The organism is Modicisalibacter sp. (genome assembly GCF_055145905.1).
In genome coordinates this window covers 21,578-41,056 of the sequence record NZ_JBSREH010000049.1, presented here as the reverse complement: position 1 = coordinate 41,056, position 19,479 = coordinate 21,578, and the positions used below count along the sequence as shown (strand labels likewise).

The window sequence follows — 19,479 nt, the reverse complement described above, 5'->3', positions numbered from 1 at the left end:
CCGCGTTACCGTGAGCGCTCGACGATGACTGCCCGGAGGGCTGAGTGACGGCGCTGCGACCCTATCTGTTCCTGCTGCTGACCGTGGTGATCTTTGCCGGCAATATCCTGGTGGGCAAGGCGCTCAGCGATCTGCCGCCCTTTACCCTGTCCTTCGGCCGGGTGTCGATCGCCCTGTGCCTCATGCTGCCCATCGGCGCCCGTCAGGCTAGGCGCGACGGGCCGCTGTTCCGTCGCCACTGGAAGCCGCTGGTGGGCCTGTCGCTGACCGGGGTGGCCTTCTTCAATGCCCTGATCTACCTGGCCCTGGGCCACACCTCGCCGACCAACGTGGCGATCCTCGAGAGCCTGATTCCGGTGGTGACGCTGCTGTTCGTCGTGCTGCTGATGGGCGAGCGCCCGCGAACGGCGCAATGGCTGGGGGTGGGGCTGTCGCTGGCCGGCGCGGTGGCGGTGATCACCCTGGGCAATGCGGCCGGTCCGGGCCTGGCCGGCGTCAACGCCGGCGATGCCGTGATGCTGCTGGCGGTGCTGGTGTGGGTCGGCTACTCGCTGCTGGTCAAGTCGCACATGGCCAAGTTTCCCCGCTATGGCGGGTTGCTGGTGATGCTGGTCATCGCCACGGCGGTGATGGGGCCGATCGCCTGGGTCGAGAACCTGCTGCGCCCGGAGCCGCTGTCACTGTCCGGCGAGCAGTGGCTGGGGCTGGCCTATCTCGGCGTCTTCCCGTCGGTGGTGGCGCTGCTGCTCTACAACAGCGCCATCGCCGATGTCGGGCCCTCGCAGGCGGCGGTCTTTCTCAACCTGCTGCCGGTGTTCACCATGCTGGGCGCCTGGTGGCTGCTGGGCGAGACGATCGTGCCTGCCCAGGTTCTCGGCAGCCTGGTGGTGATCGCCGGGGTGCTGTTGACCACGCGCGCCCGGCGATCGAGCTCTCAGCCGGCGAGGGCACCGGGCAGGCGATCGTAGAGGCCGCGCACGGCGTCGACCCGGTCGAGGAAGGTGGGGACCGGTTCGGGCAGCGGGAAGGGCCGGCCCTCGAGCAGCAGCGGCGTGACCCGGCCGCTGGGCGACTTCAACTCCGCCATCAGGCGCGCGTAGTCGACCAGAAAATCCTTGCCCTTGACGGCCTTGTGCACCGCCGCCAGCGCATCGCTGACCGCCTCCGCCTGACTTTCGCCCTCGGCGGGCGGGTAGACCTGGGCGTACAGCAGGCCGTTCTCCCAGCCAATCTTGACCGGCTCGTTGATGATGCGGACCTGGGTGCCGTTGGGGATACGGTGCACCAGGTTGTCGATGTCCCGGGGCAGCATGCGGATACAGCCGTGGGAGACCTGCATGCCCACGCCGCGCGGCCGGTTGGTGCCGTGGATCATGTAGCCGGGGATGTCGAGCAGCATGGCGTAGTCGCCGAGCGGGTTGTCCGGGCCGGCCGGCACCACCCGTGGCAGCGGCGGCTTGCCGGTCCTGGCGCGCTCCTCGCGGATGCTCTGCGGCGGGTACCAGGCCGGGTTCTCGACCTTGGTGGTGATGGTGGTGGTGCCCAGCGGCGTCTGCCAGTCCATGCGCCCCACGCCGACGGGGTAGGTCTCCACGCGGGCGGGCGCGTCCTGGCCGGCCGGCGGATAGTAGTAGAGCCGCTTCTCGGCAAGATTGATCACCACGCCCTGGCGGGGGCCGGGCGGCAGGACGAAACGGGTCGGTATCACCACGTCGGTACCCTCGCCGGGCAACCACATGTTGAGCGTCGGGTTGGCCAGGCGCATGGCATCGAAGCCGACGCCGTGGTTCAGGCCGATATCCACCACGGTATCCTCGTGGCTGGCCGTGACGATCTGGGTGTGTCCGACGATGTCGCCCGATTCGGGCAGCGGGTAGTGGCCGACGGGGGGCGCATCCTCGGCCGCCCGCGCCGTCGCGGCGCCGCACAGGAGCAGGGCGCTCCCCATCAGGGCCGCGGCGATCCGCCGAAATCGCTGGGATTGCATCGACTGTCTCTTCCTTGGATCCGTGGAATCACGAGCCGCCTAAGCTACCGCAAGGCGGGGTCGGGGTCCATGACGATGCGGGGGTTGAGTCTGTAGCAGCTACAGACAATAGCCTTTGCGTCAGCGATAGGCATGGCGACACGAGGGGATTTCCAATGGCGGTAACCGAGCAGACCATGGCAGGGCATCACGAATGGCGTGTCGAGGGCATGGATTGTCCGAGCTGTGCCGGCAAGATCCGCGGTGCGCTGGAGCGCCTGAAAGGCGTCAGCGATGTTCAGGTTTCGGTCATCAAGGAACGCCTGTCCCTCGAACTGGAGGGCGAGCAGACGAGTCCGGAAATGGTCGAGACGACCGTCGAGCGTCTGGGCTATGGCGTTCATCGTACTGCGCCCCGGACGGCGCCCCGGGGTGCCGAACACGGCGCCGGCTGCTGTTCGGGACACGAGCACACCCACGACCATGGCCATGATGATCAGCTTGGCCACGATGCCGACGACTGTTGTTCGGGGCACGAGCATGCCGACGGCCACGGCCACGGCCACGGTCACGATCACGCCGCCGGCGACTGCTGTGGCGGTCATGAACCTGGCGCGGACGAGGCGCCGGCGTCACCCGCTGAGGACCAGCGGGTCTGGTCGGTGGGCGGCATGGACTGCCCGAGCTGCGCGGCAACGATTCGCGGCGCGCTGGAAAAGCTGCCCGGCGTCGCCGACATTCGCGTTTCGGTGATGAACGAGACCCTCTCGCTGTCACTGGACGAGGCGCGGACCTCGGCCGAGACGGTCACGACCACGGTGAGCCAGCTGGGTTACGAGGTGGCGCTGCGCAGCGAGACCTCGGCCACCGAGGCAGGCTCGGGCGAAGCGTCGCGCCCGCGCTGGTACGCCACCGGTAAGGGGCGGCTGGTACTGGCCAGTGGCGGGGCACTGGCCGCCGCGACGCTGCTGCGGCTGTTCAGCGGCGAGACAGTGGCCTACTGGGGCTTCTTCGCCGCCTGTCTGGTGGGACTGGTGCCGATCGCCCGGCGCGCGCTGACCGCCGCCCGGGTCGGCATGCCGTTCACCATCGAGATGCTGATGACCATCGCCGCGGGCGGCGCCCTGGTCATCGGTGCCGCCGGGGAGGCGGCGCTGGTGATCTTCCTGTTCTCGATCGGTGAAATCCTCGAAGGCGTGGCCGCCGACCGGGCCCGGGCGGGCATCCGTTCGCTGGCCGATCTGGTACCCCGCAGCGCCCGGCTCGAGACCGAGACCGGCGAGACCCGCACGGTCGATGCGGCGCAGCTCAAGGTTGGCCAGGTGGTGGTGGTGCGTCCCGGCGATCGGATTCCCGCGGACGGTGAGATCCTCGAGGGTGACTCGGCGATCGACGAGTCGCCGGTAACCGGCGAATCGGTGCCGGTGGCCAAGGGCGTCGAGGCTGCCGTCTACGCCGGGTCGATCAACCGCGACGCCGTGCTGCGCGTCCGTGTGACCCGCCCGCCCGAGGACAACACTATTGCGCGGATCATCCGCCTGGTGGAAGAGGCCCAGGAGGCCCGCGCGCCTACCGAGCGTTTCATCGATCGCTTCAGCCGCATCTACATGCCGGTAGTGGTGGGGATCGCGGTGCTGGTCGCCGTGGTTCCGCCGCTGGCCTTCGGCGGTGCCTGGGGCGAGTGGACCTATCGCGCCCTGGCGCTGCTGCTGATCGGCTGCCCCTGCGCGCTGGTGATCTCGGTGCCGGCATCGATCGCCTCGGCGCTGTCGGTGGGCACGCGCCACGGTCTGCTGCTCAAGGGCGGCGCGGTGATCGAGGCGACCGCCCGGGCCAGTATGGTGGCCTTCGACAAGACCGGGACCCTGACCGCCGGGCGGCCGGTGGTCACCGACATCGTGGCCGCCGACGAGCGGAGTGGGAGCGACGGCGTCGCCGCGCTGGCGGCGAGTGTCGAGCAGGATTCCAGTCACCCGCTGGCCGAGGCGATCGTCCGTCACGCCCAGGAGCGCGAGCTGGCCCTGACCCGGGTGAGCGAGGCGACGGCCATTGCCGGTCAGGGCATGGCGGCGCGCCTGGCAGGACGGCGTGTGCAGGTCGTCTCGCCGCGTCATGCCGCCGAGCAGGTTGCGCTGCCGGAGGCGTTGAGCGCGCGCATCGCCGAGTGCGAGCAGGCCGGCAAGACCGCCGTGGTGGTGATCGACGACGCCGTGGCGGTCGGCCTGATCGCGCTGCGCGACGAGCCGCGGCCGGATGCCGTCGAGGCGGTGCGCGCGCTGGACGCCATGGGCGTGCGCTCGCTGATGCTCACCGGCGACAACCCGCGTACGGCAGCGGCAATCGCCGGTGACATGGGGCTCGAACACCGCGCCGGGCTGCTGCCCGACGACAAGGTGACAATGATCCGCGAGCTGGCCGCGCGGGAGCGGGTGATGATGGTCGGCGACGGCATCAACGACGCCCCGGCGCTGGCCGCCTCGCATGTCGGCGTGGCGATGGGCTCGGGCACCGACGTGGCCCTGGAGACCGCCGACGGCGCGCTGCTGCGCAACCGGGTGGGCGATGTCGCGGCGATGATCGGCCTGGCCCGCGAGACCATGGCCAACATCCGCCAGAATATCGCCATCGCGCTGGGTCTGAAGGGGATCTTCCTGGTCACCACCGTGCTGGGCATCACCGGGCTGTGGCTGGCGATCCTCGCCGACACCGGGGCGACCGTGCTGGTCACGCTCAATGCGTTGCGCCTGCTGCGGGCCCGGCCCGGCGGCAGGGCGGAGCCGTCACCGACATCGAGGGAAGCACCGGCGAGTGGATCGCCGTTGGGAGCGTGAAGAGCCCTGCCGGGGATATGGACGTTTGCGCCAATGGCTCGGCCCGCGGAGCGAATCGTCGACAGGCCTGCGAGCGGGGCCGGCCCTCCGGGGCGCCATGAATCCTTCCCTGGAGGCTACCGACGCTATCTGACCGCCATGGATGGCGGGAATGCCGAAATGGGAGGGATCTCTTTTCGGCCTGGCGTCGGACCCCTCTTCGGACCTGTTCCCGATTCCCTTTAGCGTCGGGCCTAGGTGTCGTCATGAGATAGCCACGTCACAAGCCTTCTTACACCTCCTTGTACAGCTCGGCGCCCTGCTCGCGGAACTTCTCGGCCTGTTCCGCCATGCCGCGCTCGACCGCCTCGCGGTCACCCTCGAGCCCCTTGTCCTTGGCGTAGTCGCGCACTTCCTGGCTGATCTTCATCGAGCAGAACTTGGGGCCGCACATGGAGCAGAAGTGGGCCACCTTGGCCGAGTCCTTGGGCAGGGTCTCGTCGTGGTACTCGCGGGCGGTGTCGGGGTCGAGGCCGAGGTTGAACTGATCCTCCCAGCGGAACTCGAAGCGCGCCTTGGACAGGGCGTTGTCACGACGCTGGGCGGCTGGGTGGCCCTTGGCGAGGTCGGCGGCGTGGGCGGCGATCTTGTAGGTGATGATGCCGGTCTTGACGTCGTCCTTGTTGGGCAGCCCCAGGTGCTCCTTGGGCGTGACGTAGCAGAGCATGGCGCAGCCGTACCAGCCGATCATCGCCGCGCCGATGCCGGAGGTGATGTGGTCGTAGCCCGGTGCGATGTCGGTGGTCAGCGGCCCGAGGGTGTAGAAGGGCGCCTCGTCGCACTCGGCAAGCTGCTTGTCCATGTTCTCCTTGATCAGGTGCATCGGCACGTGGCCGGGGCCCTCGATCATCACCTGGACGTCGTGCCGCCAGGCGATGCGGGTCAACTCGCCCAGGGTCTCGAGCTCGGCGAACTGGGCCGCGTCGTTGGCGTCCGCCACCGAGCCGGGGCGCAGGCCGTCGCCCAGCGAGAAGGCGACGTCATAGCGCTTGCAGATCTCGCAGATCTCCTCGAAGTGCTCGTAGAGGAAGCTCTCGCGGTGATGATAGAGGCACCACTTGGCCATGATCGAGCCGCCGCGGGAGACGATGCCGGTGGTGCGCTTCGCGGTCAGCGGCACGTAGCGCAGCAGTACGCCGGCGTGGATGGTGAAGTAGTCCACCCCCTGCTCGGCCTGCTCGATCAGGGTGTCGCGGAAGATCTCCCAGGTGAGATTCTCGGCGACGCCGCCCACCTTCTCCAGCGCCTGGTAGATCGGCACGGTGCCGATGGGCACCGGGGCGTTGCGGATGATCCACTCGCGGGTCTCGTGGATGTTCTGTCCGGTGGAGAGATCCATGATGGTGTCCGCGCCCCAGCGGATACCCCAGGTCATCTTGTCGACCTCGTCCTCGATGGAGGAGGTCACCGCCGAGTTGCCCAGGTTGCCGTTGATCTTCACCAGGAAGTTGCGGCCGATGATCATCGGCTCGGATTCCGGGTGGTTGATGTTGGCCGGGATGATGGCGCGGCCCGCGGCCACCTCGTCGCGCACGAATTCCGGGGTGATCTCCTCGGGCAGGCGGGCGCCGAAGTTCTCGCCCGGGTGCTGGTGGCCGAGGATGCGCTCGACCTCGTCGGTCCCCAGCGCCTGGCGGCGCTGATTCTCGCGGATGGCGATGAATTCCATCTCGGGGGTGACGATGCCCTGGCGGGCATAGTGCAGCTGGGTGACGTTACGGCCTTCCTTCGCGCGGCGCGGGGTGCGCTGGAGGTCGAAGCGCAGGTTGGCCAGGCGCGGGTCGTTGGCGCGCCGGCGGCCATACTCCGAGGTCGGGCCGTCGAGGTAGTCGGTGTCGCCGCGGGCCTCGATCCAGGCGCGACGCAGCTCGGGGAGCCCCTTGCGCAGGTCGATGGCGGCCTCCGGGTCGGTGTAGGGGCCGGAGGTGTCGTAGACCAGCAGCGGCGGGTTTTCCTCGTCGGCACCTGAGGTGCGGGTCGGCGACAGGTGGATCTCGCGGAAGGGCACTCGGATATCGGGCCGTGAGCCTTCGACGTACACCTTGCGCGAGCCGGGCAGAGGAGCTACGGCGGCGTCGTCGACGCGCGCGGTCTCGGCCAGGGCGTGGCGGGTCAGGGAGGTATCGTTGGACATGCTTTGTGCTCCACACGGTCTGGGCGGCGCACAGCGTAGGCGGGAAGGAACCGGATGGCGGACAGCACGGGCGGATCCTTCGCTTGATCCCTACGCCGGTACTAGCCGGATCAGGTTCATCGGGATCCACCGTGATGCCCGTGGGCATAGGGTGATCTCAGCCGGTTCCACCGGCACCCCGTCAAGCGTTGCGCGTGATTCGCGCGCCGGAGCAGTCTGGGCCAGGCGCGGCAAGGGGTCAAGCGGCGGGTGCCCGGCGTCGCTGGCCGAAAATGGCCGGTCGTGCGACGGCATTGCAGATAAGATGAGCGTCGATTCAATCCGTACGCTAGGAGTACCCATGCCGCTGGATGCCTCGCTTCGCCTGTTGCTGCTCTCCGCCCTGTGGGGGGCGAGCTTTCTGTTCATGCGCATCGCCGCCCCGGCGCTGGGCGCCTTCTCCACCGCCTTCTTCCGTGTGCTGCTGGGGGCACTGGGGCTGATGGCGATCCTCGCCCTGTGGCGCGTGCCGTGGCGCTTTCAGGGCAAGGCGCGGGCCACGTTGCTGATCGGTGTGGTCAACTCCGGCCTGCCCTTCGCGATGTTCGGTCTCGCCGCCCAGGTGCTGCCGGCCGGCTATTCGGCGATGTTCAACGCCACCACGCCGCTGATGGGGGTGATGATCGGCGCGGCCTTCTTCGCCGAGGCGATGACCCGCGAGCGGCTGATCGGCGTGACGCTGGGCGTGGCGGGGGTCGCCGTACTGGTCCAGACCGGGCCGGTACCGCTGACCTGGCAGCTCGCGGGCGGCGCGCTGGCCTGCCTGGTGGCGGCAAGTTGCTACGGGCTGTCGGGCTTTCTGGTCAAGCGCTTCATCGCCGAGCGTGGCGGGCTGGATTCGCGGCTGCTGGCGCTGGGCACCCAGCTCGGCGCCAGCTTGGCGCTGGCACCGTTGATGCTGGTCGAGGCCGTGTCCCGACCCTCGTTGGCGGCCTGGGCCCAACCCGATATCTGGGCGGCGATGCTGGCGCTGGGGCTGGCCTGCACGGCGCTGGCCTATCTGCTCTACTTCCGCCTGCTGCAGGATCTGGGACCGGTCAAGCCGCTGACGGTGACCATGCTGGTACCGGCGTTCGGCGTGCTGTGGGGCGCGCTGTTCCTCGACGAGCGGGTGACGCTGGCCCACGGCTTCGGCGGCGCACTGATCGCTGCTGCGCTATGGCTGATCCTTTTCAAGCCGGTACCGCAGCGGGTGGACATAGTGCCGGACGTCGATGATCAGGCCTGAACAACAGAGCCTTGGACACGCTGCTCGGCCTCGAGGTCGAGCAGGATGCGCTTGCGCTCCAGCCCCCCGGCATAGCCGGTCAGGGCGCCCTTGCTGCCCACCACCCGGTGGCAGGGCACCACGATGGTCAGCGGATTGCGTCCGACGGCGGTGCCCACCGCGCGGGCCGCGCCGGGCGCCAGGCCCAGCCGGTCGGCGAGCTCACCGTAGGTGACGCGTTCGCCGTAGGGGATGGCGGCGAGAGCCTGCCAGACGCGCTGCTGAAAGTCGCTGCCCGAGGGGGCGAGCGGCAACGAGAAGCGTTCGAGCCGCCCGGCGAAATAGGCGTCGAGCTGGGCCCTGGCCTCGTTCAGCAAGGTGTCGTCGGTGACGGCGTTGTCGATGTCGCCGGGGATGTCGTCGGGATAGTGGCGCTGGCCGACGAAATAGGCCCCGGTGAGGGCGTCGTTCTCGGCACGCAGCAGCATCTCGCCCAGCGGTGACGGCATTCGGGATTGCCTGAGCATGGTCACTTCTCCTCTGAGGTGTCGACGGTCAACCGGTAGAGCCCGGTTTCGCCGGTATCGCTGGTGAAGTAGATGGTGCCGTCGGGGCCCACTGCCACGCCCACCGGCCGGGCCCAGCGGCGCCCCTCGGCGTCCTGGAAGCCGGTGATCAGTGGCACCACCTCGCCGTGGCGACCGGCCTCATCCAGACGCACGCCCATCAGCGCCGGTTCGCGGCGTGTCGCCGGGTCACCGCCTGCGCCGCCGGTGGGCGCGGTGGCCCAGCTGCCGTGGAGCGCGGCCACCAGATCGACGCCGAGCGGATGGTCGTCGGGCAGGAAGACCAGTCCCATCGGCGCGCTGCGCGCCGGGAAGGTGGCGACCGGTGGGGTCACCTCGCTCGGCGGCCGGGGCGGCGGGGCGTCGATGCAGTCGTCGCGCGTGACTTCGCCGTCGATCCACTGGAACCAGGGCATGCCGAAGAAACGGCCCGGCTCGGCGCGTACCAGCACCTCGCGGGGGCGCTCGAAGCCCCAGTGGTCAGGTCCGTTGTTGCTGGCGTAGAGGGCGTCGTCGCGCCAGGCCAGGCCGACGGGGTTGCGCAGGCCGCTGACGTAGGGCCGCCAGGCGGGCTCGGTGCCGCCTTCGTCGAGCACCATTACGCCGCCGCGCCGTCGGTCGGGTCCGTAGCCGCTGCCCAGATACTGATTCGAACAGTTGCCCTGAATGCCCAGCGAGACGTAGAGCCGGTCGTCGGGGCCGAGGCTCAGCGAGCGCGAGTTGTGGCCGCCGCCACCGGGGATCGCCGCGACCACGCGGAAATCGTCGGCGGTGAGCGTCGCCCCCGTGCGATAGTTGGCGCGCAGCAGGGCGTCGGTGGTGGCCACATAGAGGGCGTCGCCGCGGCGCACGGCGCTGTGCGGATAGTCATCGAGCCTGACCAGCACCTCGGCGGCCGTGTAGGGCGGCGTCAATCGATAGACGATGCCGGCCTTGCTGCCGATGAACATCTCGCCGTCGCGCCCCAGGCTGATCAGCCGGGGGTAGTCGAGCGCAACCCGCTTGTCGATGTGCACGCCGGCCGGTGCCTCGAGATGCCGGGCGGTACCGGGCACCGCGATCTCGGTACGGGCAGGCGTCTGCGCCCGGGCGGGAGTGGCCACCAGTGGGGCCGCCACCAGGGCGGCGAGCAGCGAGACGCGCCAGAAGCAGGCAGGGGAGCGGTCCGACATGAACAGCCTCCGGGAAGCGTGGGTGCGTCTCGCCAGTGTAGCCGCTGCCCGGCACCGTGTGTGGCGGTTCAGCGATAGAGCCGATGGCGGCGGTGGTCGGGGTCGCCCTGCTGTTCCTGGAGCGTCTTGCGGTAGCGCTTGTACTCCCACTGGTACTGGGCCGGGTCGAGCGCGATGACCGCCTCGACGCTGGCGTTGACGCCGCGGGCGGCGATCGTCTCGTCGGCGTCGTAGACGCGGGCGTCGGCGGCCAGGAAGTGGATCTCGAAGCCCTCACCGGCGGTGCGGCGCCGGGCCACGCCGGTGACCACCCGGGCCTGAGTGCGTGCCACCAGCTTGGGCAGCAGGGTGGCGGTGTAGGCGGGGCGGCCGTAGAAGTCGGCGAACACGCCGCCGCGCCAGTCGGGCTCCTGGTCGGGCAGGATGCCCACCGCCTCGCAGCGCTTGAGCGCCTTGAGCAGGGCGGCCACGCCACGCGGATTGGTCGGCACCAGCGAGGCCCCCATGCGCTCGCGGCCGGCGCGGATGACCGGGTCGAGGGCACCGATCTTGGGAGGCTCGTACATGGCGGTGAAAGGGAAGTGGCTGGACAGCCAGAAGTTGAGGACTTCCCAGTTGCCGAAATGCGGCGCCAGCACGATCACCCCGCGGCCCGCCGCACGTGCGTCGTCCAGCAGCTCGCGGCCGTGGACGGCGTGGATCGACGATTCAACCCGCTGCGGCGCACCCATCCAGGCGAAACCCAGCTCGAGCATCGTCGCCGTGGAGTGGCGCAGGCTCTCGCGGGCCAGGCGGTGGCGCGTCGATGCGTTCTGTTCGGGGAACACGACCTGCAGGTTGGCGTCGGTGACCTGGCGCTCGCGGGCGCTGAAACGGTGTACCAGCGGCCCCAGGCGGCGCGCCAGACGCCACAGGGCGGCCGGCGACCAGCGCGACAGCAGGCGCCACAGCGCCTGGATGGCGCGGGTCTGAAAGCGTCTCGAAAGAGGTGTCTCGCTCATGGAACGGCTATCACGGCTCATGAAGCCGGGCAGTATAGCGCGGATTCCGGGCCGGCATCAGCCGCCCCGGCGGCCTACCATAACCAGCTGGCGACCCTGTCCGGCGCGCGGCGCTCCTGCAGGGCCATCATGCCTTTCACGCAGCGCACGATCAGCCAGGCGGCCAGCGCAATCATCGCCAGCAGGCCGATGCCGATCAGCGACAGCGCGACGGCGCCGAGGCTGTAGAGCAGGCCGACCCAGAAGGTGCGGATCTGGTAGCGGTAGTGGGCGTCCTTCCACTCCGGCCCCTTGCCGCGGTAGATGTAGGCGATCACCACGCCGATCAGCGGCGTGATGCCCACGACGAAGCCGGCCAGCAGCAGGATGTAGACCACCAGCGGCATGGTGGTGTCAGGCGTTTGCGGGGTGTCGGCGACGGGGTCCCGGGCCATGGTCGATTCCTTCCGGCAGGGTCAGCGTTCGGGGCGGCAGAGTTCGATCAGGTTGTTGTCCGGATCGCGGAGGTACAGTGACACGATCGGCCCGGATGCGCCCTGGCGCGCCACGGGGCCGGCCTCGAGCTCGATGTCGAGCGCCTCGAGATGGGCCTGCACCGACTCCAGTGGCAGCAGGCTGCGAAAGCAGATATCCAGGCTGCCGGGCGTGGGGCAACCGGCGCGCGGCGTGATGGTGGTGTCGACCTGATGCAGACGCAGGGCGAGATCCCCCAGCATCAGATCGACCCGCTCGATATCGCGGTAGCGCACCTCCAGGCCCAGCACGCGGGTGTAGAAGTCCACGGCTCGGGATATGTCGGTGACCACGACGACCAGATGATCCAGGCCCGCTAGCATGATGTCTTCCCCCGTGGCGGTGCGCCGGTGTCGGCATGACGGCCGACACGGCGCACGGTCGATGATGAGTCGGCGCTTGGCGCCTGCCGTTATCCTGTCCCGTTCGGCATCATCGGCGCAAGCGGAACCGTCGCGACGTGGCTGGAAAACCCTTTGCGCTCGGTCCATACCGACGTATAGTCGCGCGCGGCGCTCGGCCGGCTTCCTTTCTCGTCGGCGTTGTGCGGGCGTCCATTCCCGACCTCTTCCCATTTTCGCGCTCGAGGCATCGCGCATGTCACGACAGTTGCTGGCCATGGCCCTGGCGCCCCTGCTGGGGCTATTCATCCTGGGCATCGGCAATGGTTTCCTGGCCACCCTGATCACCCTGCGTCTGGACGCCGCCGGCGCCTCGGCGCCGACCATCGGCTGGGTCTCGTCGGCCTACTTCATCGGCCTGGCGATCGGTGCCGTGCTCAACGACCGGCTGCTGCTGCGCATCGGCCACATCCGCGCCTATGCCGGCTTTGCCTCGCTGGTGGCGGTCACGGTGCTGCTCGCCGGATTGTGGCTGGATCCGTACTGGTGGTTCGTGCTGCGCCTGATCGGCGGCTGGGCGACGGTAGGGGTCTATCTGGTCATCGAGAGCTGGCTGCTGACCGCCGCCGATCCCGGGGTGCGCGGCCGGTTGCTGGCAATGTACATGATCGCGCTGTACGGCGCCGGTGTGCTCGGCCAGCTGCTGCTGGGGGTGGCCGAGGGCTCGGGGGTGCAGGCGCCCTTCATGATCGTCGGCCTGCTGGCCTCGCTGTCGGTGCTGCCCATGGCGGTGATTCCGCGTGTCTCGCCGCTGATCGAGCATGCCGAGCCGCTGCCGCCGCTGCGCCTGATCCGGATGACACCGACCGGCGTGATGGGCTGCTTTGGCTCGGGCATTGCGGTGGCGGCCATCTATGCCCTGTTGCCGCTGTATCTGCAGCGCAGTGGCCTGTCGGTGGAACGGATCGGCGCCATGATGGCGGTGGTGGTGCTCGGCGGCATGCTGCTGCAGTACCCGATCGGCCGCTGGTCGGATCGTCACGATCGCCAGCTGGTGCTGATCCTGATCGGCGTGGCCTGCCTGGCGCTGTCTCTCGGCGCCGTGTCGCTGGCGGAACAGCCCCTGTGGCTGGCGGCGCTGCTGTTCCTGCTGGGGGGCGGTGTCTTCGCCCTGTACCCGGTGGCCGTCAGTCACGCCGCGGATCGGGCCCCGGCCGGAGCGCTGGTGCGCATGAGTCAGGGCCTGCTGCTGATCAACGCCCTGGGCTCGGTGGTCAGCCCGCCGCTGATCACGTCGGTGATCGCCGGCACGGGTGACGCCGGTCTGTTCGGGTCGCTGGCCGGGGTGGGCGCCTTCCTGGCGCTGTTCTTCAGCTGGCGGCGCAGCCGGCGGCCCGCTCCGACACCGATGGCGCCGTTCACGCCCAACCCGCCGCAGACCGTGGTGGGTGCCGAGCTCAACGTGACCGAGGCGCTGGTGCAGGGGGCGATCGAACACGAGCACATCGAGGATCTCTCCGGGGTGGTGCCCGATGTGCCGGTCGCCGAGCCGGACTCTGACGCCGTGGCCGACCTGGAGGCGGAAGCCGCCGGCAAGGTGTCGCGGGTCAGCCATGCGGACAGCGAGTAAGGGATGCGTGCGGCTTTTCGGTAATGGCGGGGTAGAAAGCCGGACGCCTATCCTCGGAGGATCATGCGCTTGCGAGGAGATTGTGATGCACGAGGCACTGGTTCTGCAGGAGGAGACGGACGGCGTGGTCCGGCTGACCCTGAATCGCCCCCGGGCGCTCAACGCGCTGAACAGTGAGCTGCTCGGCGAGCTGGAGACGGCCCTGGTCGCCCTGGAAGCGCGCGGGGACCTGCGTGCGGTGCTGATCACCGGGGCCGGCGACAAGGCCTTCGTGGCCGGTGCCGACATCACCGAGATGCGCGACAAGAGCCCCGAACAGGCGCGGCGCTTCGCCACCCGGGCCCTCGCCACCCTGAAGCGCCTGGAGCGCCTGCCGGTGCCGGTGGTGGCGCTGGTCAACGGCTACTGCCTGGGCGGGGGCTGCGAGCTGGCGCTGGCCTGCGACTGGGCGGTGGCGAGTGACAACGCCGTCTTTGGCCAGCCCGAGGTGGGGCTCGGCGTGATCCCGGGGTTCGGCGGTACCCAGCGTCTGCCGCGGCGCGTCGGCCCGGCCATGGCGCTGGACCTGATCACCACCGGGCGGCAGATCGACGCCGCCGAGGCGTTGCGCATCGGGCTGGTCAACCGGGTGGTGCCCCGCGGGGAGCTGGAAACGCTGGTCGAGGAGCTCACCGAGCGGCTCGGCGCCAACGGCCCGCAGGCGGTGCGCGCCGCCAAGCAGGCGGTGCATGAGGGCATGAACCAGCCGCTGGACAGTGCCCTGGCGCTGGAAACCAGCCTGTTCGCGCTGGGCTTCGCCGGCGCCGAGCAGCACGAGGGCATGAGCGCCTTCGTCGAGAAGCGGCCGGCGCGCTTCGGTGAGTCGTCCTAGCCGGTCGTCTCGGTATCCCAGCATACCCGGTTGCGACCGCGGGCCTTGGCCAGATAGAGCGCCCGGTCGGCGCGGTTGAGCACGGCCTCGTGGGTCGGTTCGTCGTCACGCAGACCGGCGAGGCCGATGCTGATCGTCAGCGTGATGGTGTCGGTATCGATGGCCAGTGGCGTGTCGGCGATGCGTCGCCCCAGCCGTTCGGCGACCTGTGAGGCCTGCGCCGCGGTGACGCCGTGCAGCAGGATGCCGAACTCCTCGCCGCCCAGCCGCGCCGCCAGGTCGTCGGGACGCAGGGTGTCGCGGAACTGCTCGGCCAGGTGGCAGAGTACCCGGTCGCCCGCCGAGTGGCCGAAGCGGTCGTTGACCGACTTGAAGTGGTCGATGTCGATCATCAACATCACGCTCTCGCCCGCCGTCTCGCCGGCGCGGGCATGTGCCCGGCTCAGGCGCTTCACGAACAGTCGCCGGTTGGCCAGCCCGGTGAGCGCGTCGGTGTTGGCCTGCTTTTGCAATTCCTGTTCCATCTCGCGGCGCAGGGCCAGCTCGCGGTCGGCGAGTTCGATGCGCAGTTCCGCCTCGCGGCGTGCTCGGGCCTCGCCGGCGAGCTGGTCGATCAGGTCGATGTTGCGGATCGCGATGGCGGCCTGGGCGGCGAGGAACGTCAGCAGCGGTGACAGCGCCTCGGCCTCCTCGTCGCCGAGCCGACGCGGCTGTTCCAGGTACAGTACCCCCAGGGTTTCCCCCAGATAGCTCAGTGGCACGCACCAGTGCGTGCCGGTGCCCTCCGTCGCGTCCCGGGCGAGCGACTGCAGGTAAGTATCGTCGCCGAGCAGCAGGGACTGCCCGATCTCGTCGCGCGAGAAGCGCAGCAGTCGCTCGGTTCGGCCCACGTAGCGCAGGATGGCGCGGGGCAGCCCGGGGTGTTCGTCCAGGGGGATCGGCGGGTCGGGCCGTTCGTGCCCGTCGGGGCGCCGGTCCGCCACCAGCACGAGCGGCCCTTGGCGGATCAGCAGCAGGGCGACACGCCCGGCTCCCGCCTGGTGGGCGACATGCGCGGTGATCTGTTCCGCCAGGGTGTCGAGCGTGGTCGGCTGCGCCAGGCTCTGGGCGATCTGCATCAGGGGGTCCATGCTCGTCGTGGCGGCCATGGGGCCGGGCGTACCAGCGCGGCAGGGGGCGAGTACGGCGTGGGCGTTGCCGCGGCGCAGCGCCTGGCAACGCTGTTGATGGTAGACCTCGGCGAAGCCCGCCGGCCCGCGGCGGCGCCAGAAGGTTTCGGCACGGGCGGCGAGCAGGGCGTGCGCCGGCCAGTGGCCCTGCTTGGCGGCGGCTTCCACGGCGGCATCGTAGGCGTCGATAACGGCAGTGGGTTCGGCACCGCGCCGCCGTTCGCGCTCGGCGAGGAGCAGCTGGCGCCAGTGCTCGAAATTGTCGGGGGCGTGGCGGCACCAGCGGGTATAGCGGGCCGTGGCCTCCGTCAGGCAGGCGTCGGCCGCTGTCGGCGACAGCCCCAGCCGCTCGGGGGACTCGGCCGCCACCAGGGCCTTGAGGGCATGGAACTGGGTGACCGGCAAAAGCCCCTGGACGGACACGCTCGCCAGGCGCTGCTCGGCTTCCCGCAGGTGGCGGGCGGCCGCCTCGAGATCCTCCTGCAGCAGCCGGGCCTGGGCCTGCATGATGTGGTAGATGCACAGCACCTGGAGATTGCCGTGGGCCTCGCAGCGGGCCAGGTAATCGGCTTCGCTGTCGTGCTTGTGGGGCCAGTCGTCGTGAGGCCAGTCGCCGTGGAGTCCGGTAAAGACGCGCAGCGCGCCGGTGATCAGGTCGTTGCCCCAGCGGTTGCGTCGGTCACGGCTGTATTCCAGGTATTCCAGCGTTTCGGGAATCAAGGTCTCCAGCGGCACGCCCTGGAAGAACCGGCAGTAGACATTGTGGCCGAAGCCGTAGACGGCGTACTGCAGATTGCCGGAGGCCTGTCCGCTGCGATAGGCGGCCAGATAGTCCTCGCTGGCCAGGGCCAGGGGCGAGAACCAGTGACGCAGCGAGCTACCCATCATCAGGTGGCCGACACTGGCATCGGCGCCGTGCAGGTCGCGCAGCAGCAGGTGGGTGGCGCGGTAGAGCGCGGCGCAGTCCTCGCCGTCGCCGCGCCCCAGGTGCATCAGCAGGCCGCCGAAGGCCGGATAACTGTAGGCGGCGGCCGCGACGCTACCGTGTTCCAGGCACAACCGCACCTCGCGGGCGACGATCACCGACCACAGGTCGGGGTGGGAGCGATAGCAGGGCGGTCCCAGGCTGGCCAGCAGCTGCATGATCGCCCGCTGGCGTGGGTCGGTCATCGGTGGCAGCTGTGCGAGGGTGTCCAGCGAGCGACCCGCCAGGAGGCGGCGGATGGCGGCGAGCTCGGTATCGCGGGCTTCGGCGTAGGCCCGCTCGGGCAGGGCCGCGCCGAGCAGCGCCAGCCCCTGGCGCGCGGCGGCGATGGCCCGTGGATAGTCGGCACGCAGTGTGGACTGCTCGACCCGCATGCGCAGCAGGGCCGCGCGGCGAAACGCCTCGGGCTCGTGCGCGATGGCCTCGCCGATGAAGAGCTCGGCGGTCTCGAAGTGGCTGTTGAGGGCCTCGAGCTCGCCACGCTCCCTGTACATCCGGTAGGCCAGGTCGGGCACGTCGCGCCAGGGGGCATCGGGCAGCAGGGCCATGGCGTCGCGCAGATAGGCGAGCGCATCGGCGAAGGCGGCGGCGCGCCTGGCCTGTTCGGCGGCTGTCAGGCCGCCCCGGGCTGCCCACAGGCGTTCGGCCGACTGCTTCAGGTGGGGAGCGGCCAGGCGCAGGTGTCCGGCCAGCATCATGGCCTGCTTTTTGCTTGCGTCCTCATCGAGGTGGCGGCGCAGCAGGTGGGCGATGCGGTAGTGCAGGGCGGTGATCGTCGCATTGGCCAGCAGACGCTGGGCGGCTTCCTGCATGCGATCGTGGAAGAAGCGCAGCCGGCCTGCGACCACTCGGCCCTCATGCAGTACCGGCTCGCCTGCCGGCAGCAGGAACCCCTCGTCAAGCGCCGGCTGCAGGCGCTCGTGAATGCAGGGCAGAGGGGCGTCGGCGAGCCAGCCGAGCATCTCGAGCTCGAATTCGCCACCCAGGCACGCTGCCCAGGCCAGCAACTCGCGGCAGGCGTCGGGGAGCTGGGTGAAGCGCTGCAGCATCAGGCCGACGACATGCTCGGCGTAGGGGGCCTCGCGCAGGGTCGCCATGTTCCACTGCCACCCCTGCTGCACGTCGCGGGTCAGCCAGTCGTTGTCGAGCAGGGTACGCAGCAGCTGTTCGATGAACAGCGGGTTGCCGCCGGTACGCTCGTGGACTTCCTCGGCCAGCGTGGCGATCGGCTCGGGCGGGGTGGCCAGGGTCTCGGCGAGCAGGGCGGTGACCTGTTCGGGGCCGAGGGGCGACAGCGCGATGGTATCCACCGCCCGGCCGAGATGGCGTTCGATTGCCTGTTGGGTCAGGACCAGCGGGTGGGTGGCGTCGACCTCGTTGTCGCGATAGGCGCCGATCAGCAGCAGGGGCGTTCCGTCCAGGCGCCGGGCCAGGGTTTCCAGCAGCGCCAGCGAGGCTGCATCACTCCACTGCAGGTCATCGAGAAACAGCACCAGGGTGCGCTCCGCCCGGCCGATGGCCTGGAGAAAGCGCAGCAGCAGGCCGTGCAGGCGCTCGCGCGCTTCGCCGGCCGGCAGTTCGGCCGGTTCGGGCAGCTCGCCGAGCAGGCGCTCCAGGGAGGGAATCAGGTCGCTCAGGGCACGGGCCTGGGAACCGAGCGCCTCGTGAAGCCGGGCCTGCCAGGCCTGAAGGGCGTCGCCCGGTTCGGCGAGCAGAAAGGTCACCAGCTTTTCCAGCATTTCCGTCCAGGCGCTGTAGGGCCGGCCGCGACGCAGCTGGTCGAACTTGCCGGACAGGAAGAAGGCGTTGCGCCGTGTCACCGGCGGGTAGGTCTCGCGGATCAGCGCCGTCTTGCCGAGTCCCGAGGCGCCGGTGACCCACAGCCACTGGGGCCGGCCGCCGTCGACGCGTGCCAGCGCATCGAGCAGCCGGCGACGCTCGACCTCGCGGCCGTGTACCCGGCCGTGGGTCGTCTGCCGGGCCGTATCGTGCGGGTCGACGAGGTGAGCGGGGTCGTCGTCCAGTTCGCCGCGCAGGACCGCGCCGATCCGTTGCAGATGGTGGCTCAGGGTGTCGGCGTCCTGATAGCGCCGGCCGGGGTCCTTGGCCAGCAGCCGCTGGAGCAGGGTCGTCAGCAGCTCGGGCAGTGGCCGGTCGTGGCGCTGTGGCGCGGGGGGCGGTTCGGCAAGATGCTGATAGACCAGGGCGTGGGGGGTATCGGCGCGGAAGGGGCAGCTACCGGTCAGTAGCTGGTAGAGCGCCACGCCCAGGCTGTAGTAGTCGGACCGGTAATCCGCCGGGTAGCGATGACGCCCGGAGAGTTCGGGCGCCATGTAGCGCAGCCGTGCCAGGTCGTCGTCCAGGGCCTGCAGTTCGTGATATTCCTGCTTGAGCCGTACCGCCTGCGAGAAGTCGATCAGATACAGGCGCGAGCCGGACAGCAGGAAGCTGTCGAGACGCAGGTCGCGGTGAAGCAGGCCGGCCCGGTGCACCTCATCGAGGGCATCGACCATCTCCAGGGCGAGTTCCACCCAACGTTCCGGTGTCGGCACGGGAAGCCGGTCGAGAGTCGTGCCGCCGGGGTCGTTGAACAGCAGCATGGCGTTGGCGCCCTGGCCTTCGAAGCGCTGCAGGGACAGGGCGCACTCCAGGGGGTGAGCCTGCAGGGTCTGGTGATCGTTGTAGAGGCAGACCGTCTTGCGCGGGGAAGGCTCGCCGGAACGCAGCTTGACCAGCCGCGGGGCGGTGCCGTCGCTTTCCAGGCGCAACAGGCGCGTCAGGCCGTCGTCGCGAAGCATCCGGGCAGATGCCTGGCCCAGCCCGGCCTCGGGAAACGTGATGGACTCGCCCAACAATCCCCCCTTGGTGCCGCTGCCCGGCGGCCCCCTGCGTGGATGGCGAAGTTCGGCCGGTTGGCAATGGCCCGGCTCTGGTTGTGGGCGCCGTGAGGAGGTGTGTCACTCTCTCAGTTGGCTTGGGTTCAGCATAATCGATCAGCCGGCTTTCGTCCGTTGA

The 19,479-nt window shown here is 69.7% G+C and carries 13 protein-coding genes and 1 riboswitch; of the genes, 5 read left to right on the top strand and 8 right to left on the bottom strand.

Translation table 11 applies throughout. The annotated features are described in order from the left end of the window. The first annotated feature begins 44 nt into the window (after positions 1-44). Entirely contained in the window at positions 45-968 is a 924-nt protein-coding gene (locus ACTCB7_RS14685; RefSeq protein ID WP_463007262.1) for a DMT family transporter, read from the top strand. Here the strand turns inward: ACTCB7_RS14685 and ACTCB7_RS14680 are convergent. Then, the gene (locus tag ACTCB7_RS14680; protein WP_463007261.1) at positions 935-1,987 is read right to left on the bottom strand and encodes a L,D-transpeptidase family protein; all 1,053 of its coding nucleotides are present in this window, start codon (positions 1,985-1,987) and stop codon (positions 935-937) included. The genes ACTCB7_RS14685 and ACTCB7_RS14680 overlap by 34 nt on opposite strands. 155 nt (positions 1,988-2,142) lie before the next feature. Between ACTCB7_RS14680 and ACTCB7_RS14675 the strand changes: the two genes are divergently transcribed. Next, positions 2,143-4,797 (top strand): heavy metal translocating P-type ATPase, encoded by a 2,655-nt coding sequence (locus tag ACTCB7_RS14675; RefSeq protein ID WP_463007260.1) that lies wholly within the window; start codon positions 2,143-2,145, stop codon positions 4,795-4,797. A 271-nt stretch (positions 4,798-5,068) separates the two neighbouring features. Here the strand turns inward: ACTCB7_RS14675 and thiC are convergent, their stop codons facing one another. After that, positions 5,069-6,970 (bottom strand): phosphomethylpyrimidine synthase ThiC, encoded by a 1,902-nt coding sequence (thiC, locus tag ACTCB7_RS14670; protein WP_463007259.1) that lies wholly within the window; start codon positions 6,968-6,970, stop codon positions 5,069-5,071. A gap of 70 nt (positions 6,971-7,040) precedes the next feature. Then, a riboswitch (TPP riboswitch) is annotated at positions 7,041-7,161 on the bottom strand. A gap of 149 nt (positions 7,162-7,310) precedes the next feature. Here thiC and ACTCB7_RS14665 point away from each other — a divergent pair. Beyond that, the gene (locus ACTCB7_RS14665) at positions 7,311-8,237 is read left to right on the top strand and encodes a DMT family transporter (RefSeq protein WP_463007258.1); all 927 of its coding nucleotides are present in this window, start codon (positions 7,311-7,313) and stop codon (positions 8,235-8,237) included. On the opposite strand, the gene ACTCB7_RS14660 is transcribed toward ACTCB7_RS14665, so the two are convergent. The 5 genes from ACTCB7_RS14660 to ACTCB7_RS14640 form a co-directional block, all read right to left on the bottom strand. Further along, positions 8,228-8,743, bottom strand: coding sequence for a methylated-DNA--[protein]-cysteine S-methyltransferase (locus ACTCB7_RS14660; protein WP_463007257.1), 516 nt, complete (start codon positions 8,741-8,743; stop codon positions 8,228-8,230). The two genes, ACTCB7_RS14665 and ACTCB7_RS14660, sit on opposite strands and share 10 nt — an antisense overlap. 2 nt (positions 8,744-8,745) lie before the next feature. Next, complete coding sequence (locus ACTCB7_RS14655; RefSeq protein WP_463007256.1) at positions 8,746-9,954, bottom strand: PQQ-dependent sugar dehydrogenase; 1,209 nt, start codon at positions 9,952-9,954, stop codon at positions 8,746-8,748. Between the two features lie 68 nt (positions 9,955-10,022). Next, a complete protein-coding gene (locus tag ACTCB7_RS14650) occupies positions 10,023-10,955 on the bottom strand; it encodes a lysophospholipid acyltransferase family protein (RefSeq protein WP_463007255.1) in 933 nt (310 codons plus the stop codon). A gap of 74 nt (positions 10,956-11,029) precedes the next feature. After that, positions 11,030-11,389, bottom strand: a complete 360-nt coding sequence (locus ACTCB7_RS14645) for a DUF4870 family protein (protein WP_463007254.1) — start codon at positions 11,387-11,389, stop codon at positions 11,030-11,032. A 21-nt stretch (positions 11,390-11,410) separates the two neighbouring features. After that, positions 11,411-11,791 carry a VOC family protein gene (locus ACTCB7_RS14640; RefSeq protein ID WP_224416678.1) on the bottom strand — a complete coding sequence of 127 codons (381 nt, stop codon included), beginning with the start codon at positions 11,789-11,791 and terminating at the stop codon, positions 11,411-11,413. 274 nt (positions 11,792-12,065) lie between these two features. On the opposite strand from ACTCB7_RS14640, the gene ACTCB7_RS14635 reads away from it, so the two are divergent. Continuing rightward, complete coding sequence (locus ACTCB7_RS14635; protein WP_463007253.1) at positions 12,066-13,439, top strand: MFS transporter; 1,374 nt, start codon at positions 12,066-12,068, stop codon at positions 13,437-13,439. Between the two features lie 85 nt (positions 13,440-13,524). Next, entirely contained in the window at positions 13,525-14,310 is a 786-nt protein-coding gene (locus ACTCB7_RS14630; RefSeq protein WP_463007252.1) for an enoyl-CoA hydratase/isomerase family protein, read from the top strand. Here ACTCB7_RS14630 and ACTCB7_RS14625 read toward each other — a convergent pair. Beyond that, positions 14,307-19,316 carry a diguanylate cyclase gene (locus ACTCB7_RS14625; protein ID WP_463007251.1) on the bottom strand — a complete coding sequence of 1,670 codons (5,010 nt, stop codon included), beginning with the start codon at positions 19,314-19,316 and terminating at the stop codon, positions 14,307-14,309. The genes ACTCB7_RS14630 and ACTCB7_RS14625 overlap by 4 nt on opposite strands. Positions 19,317-19,479 lie beyond the last annotated feature (163 nt).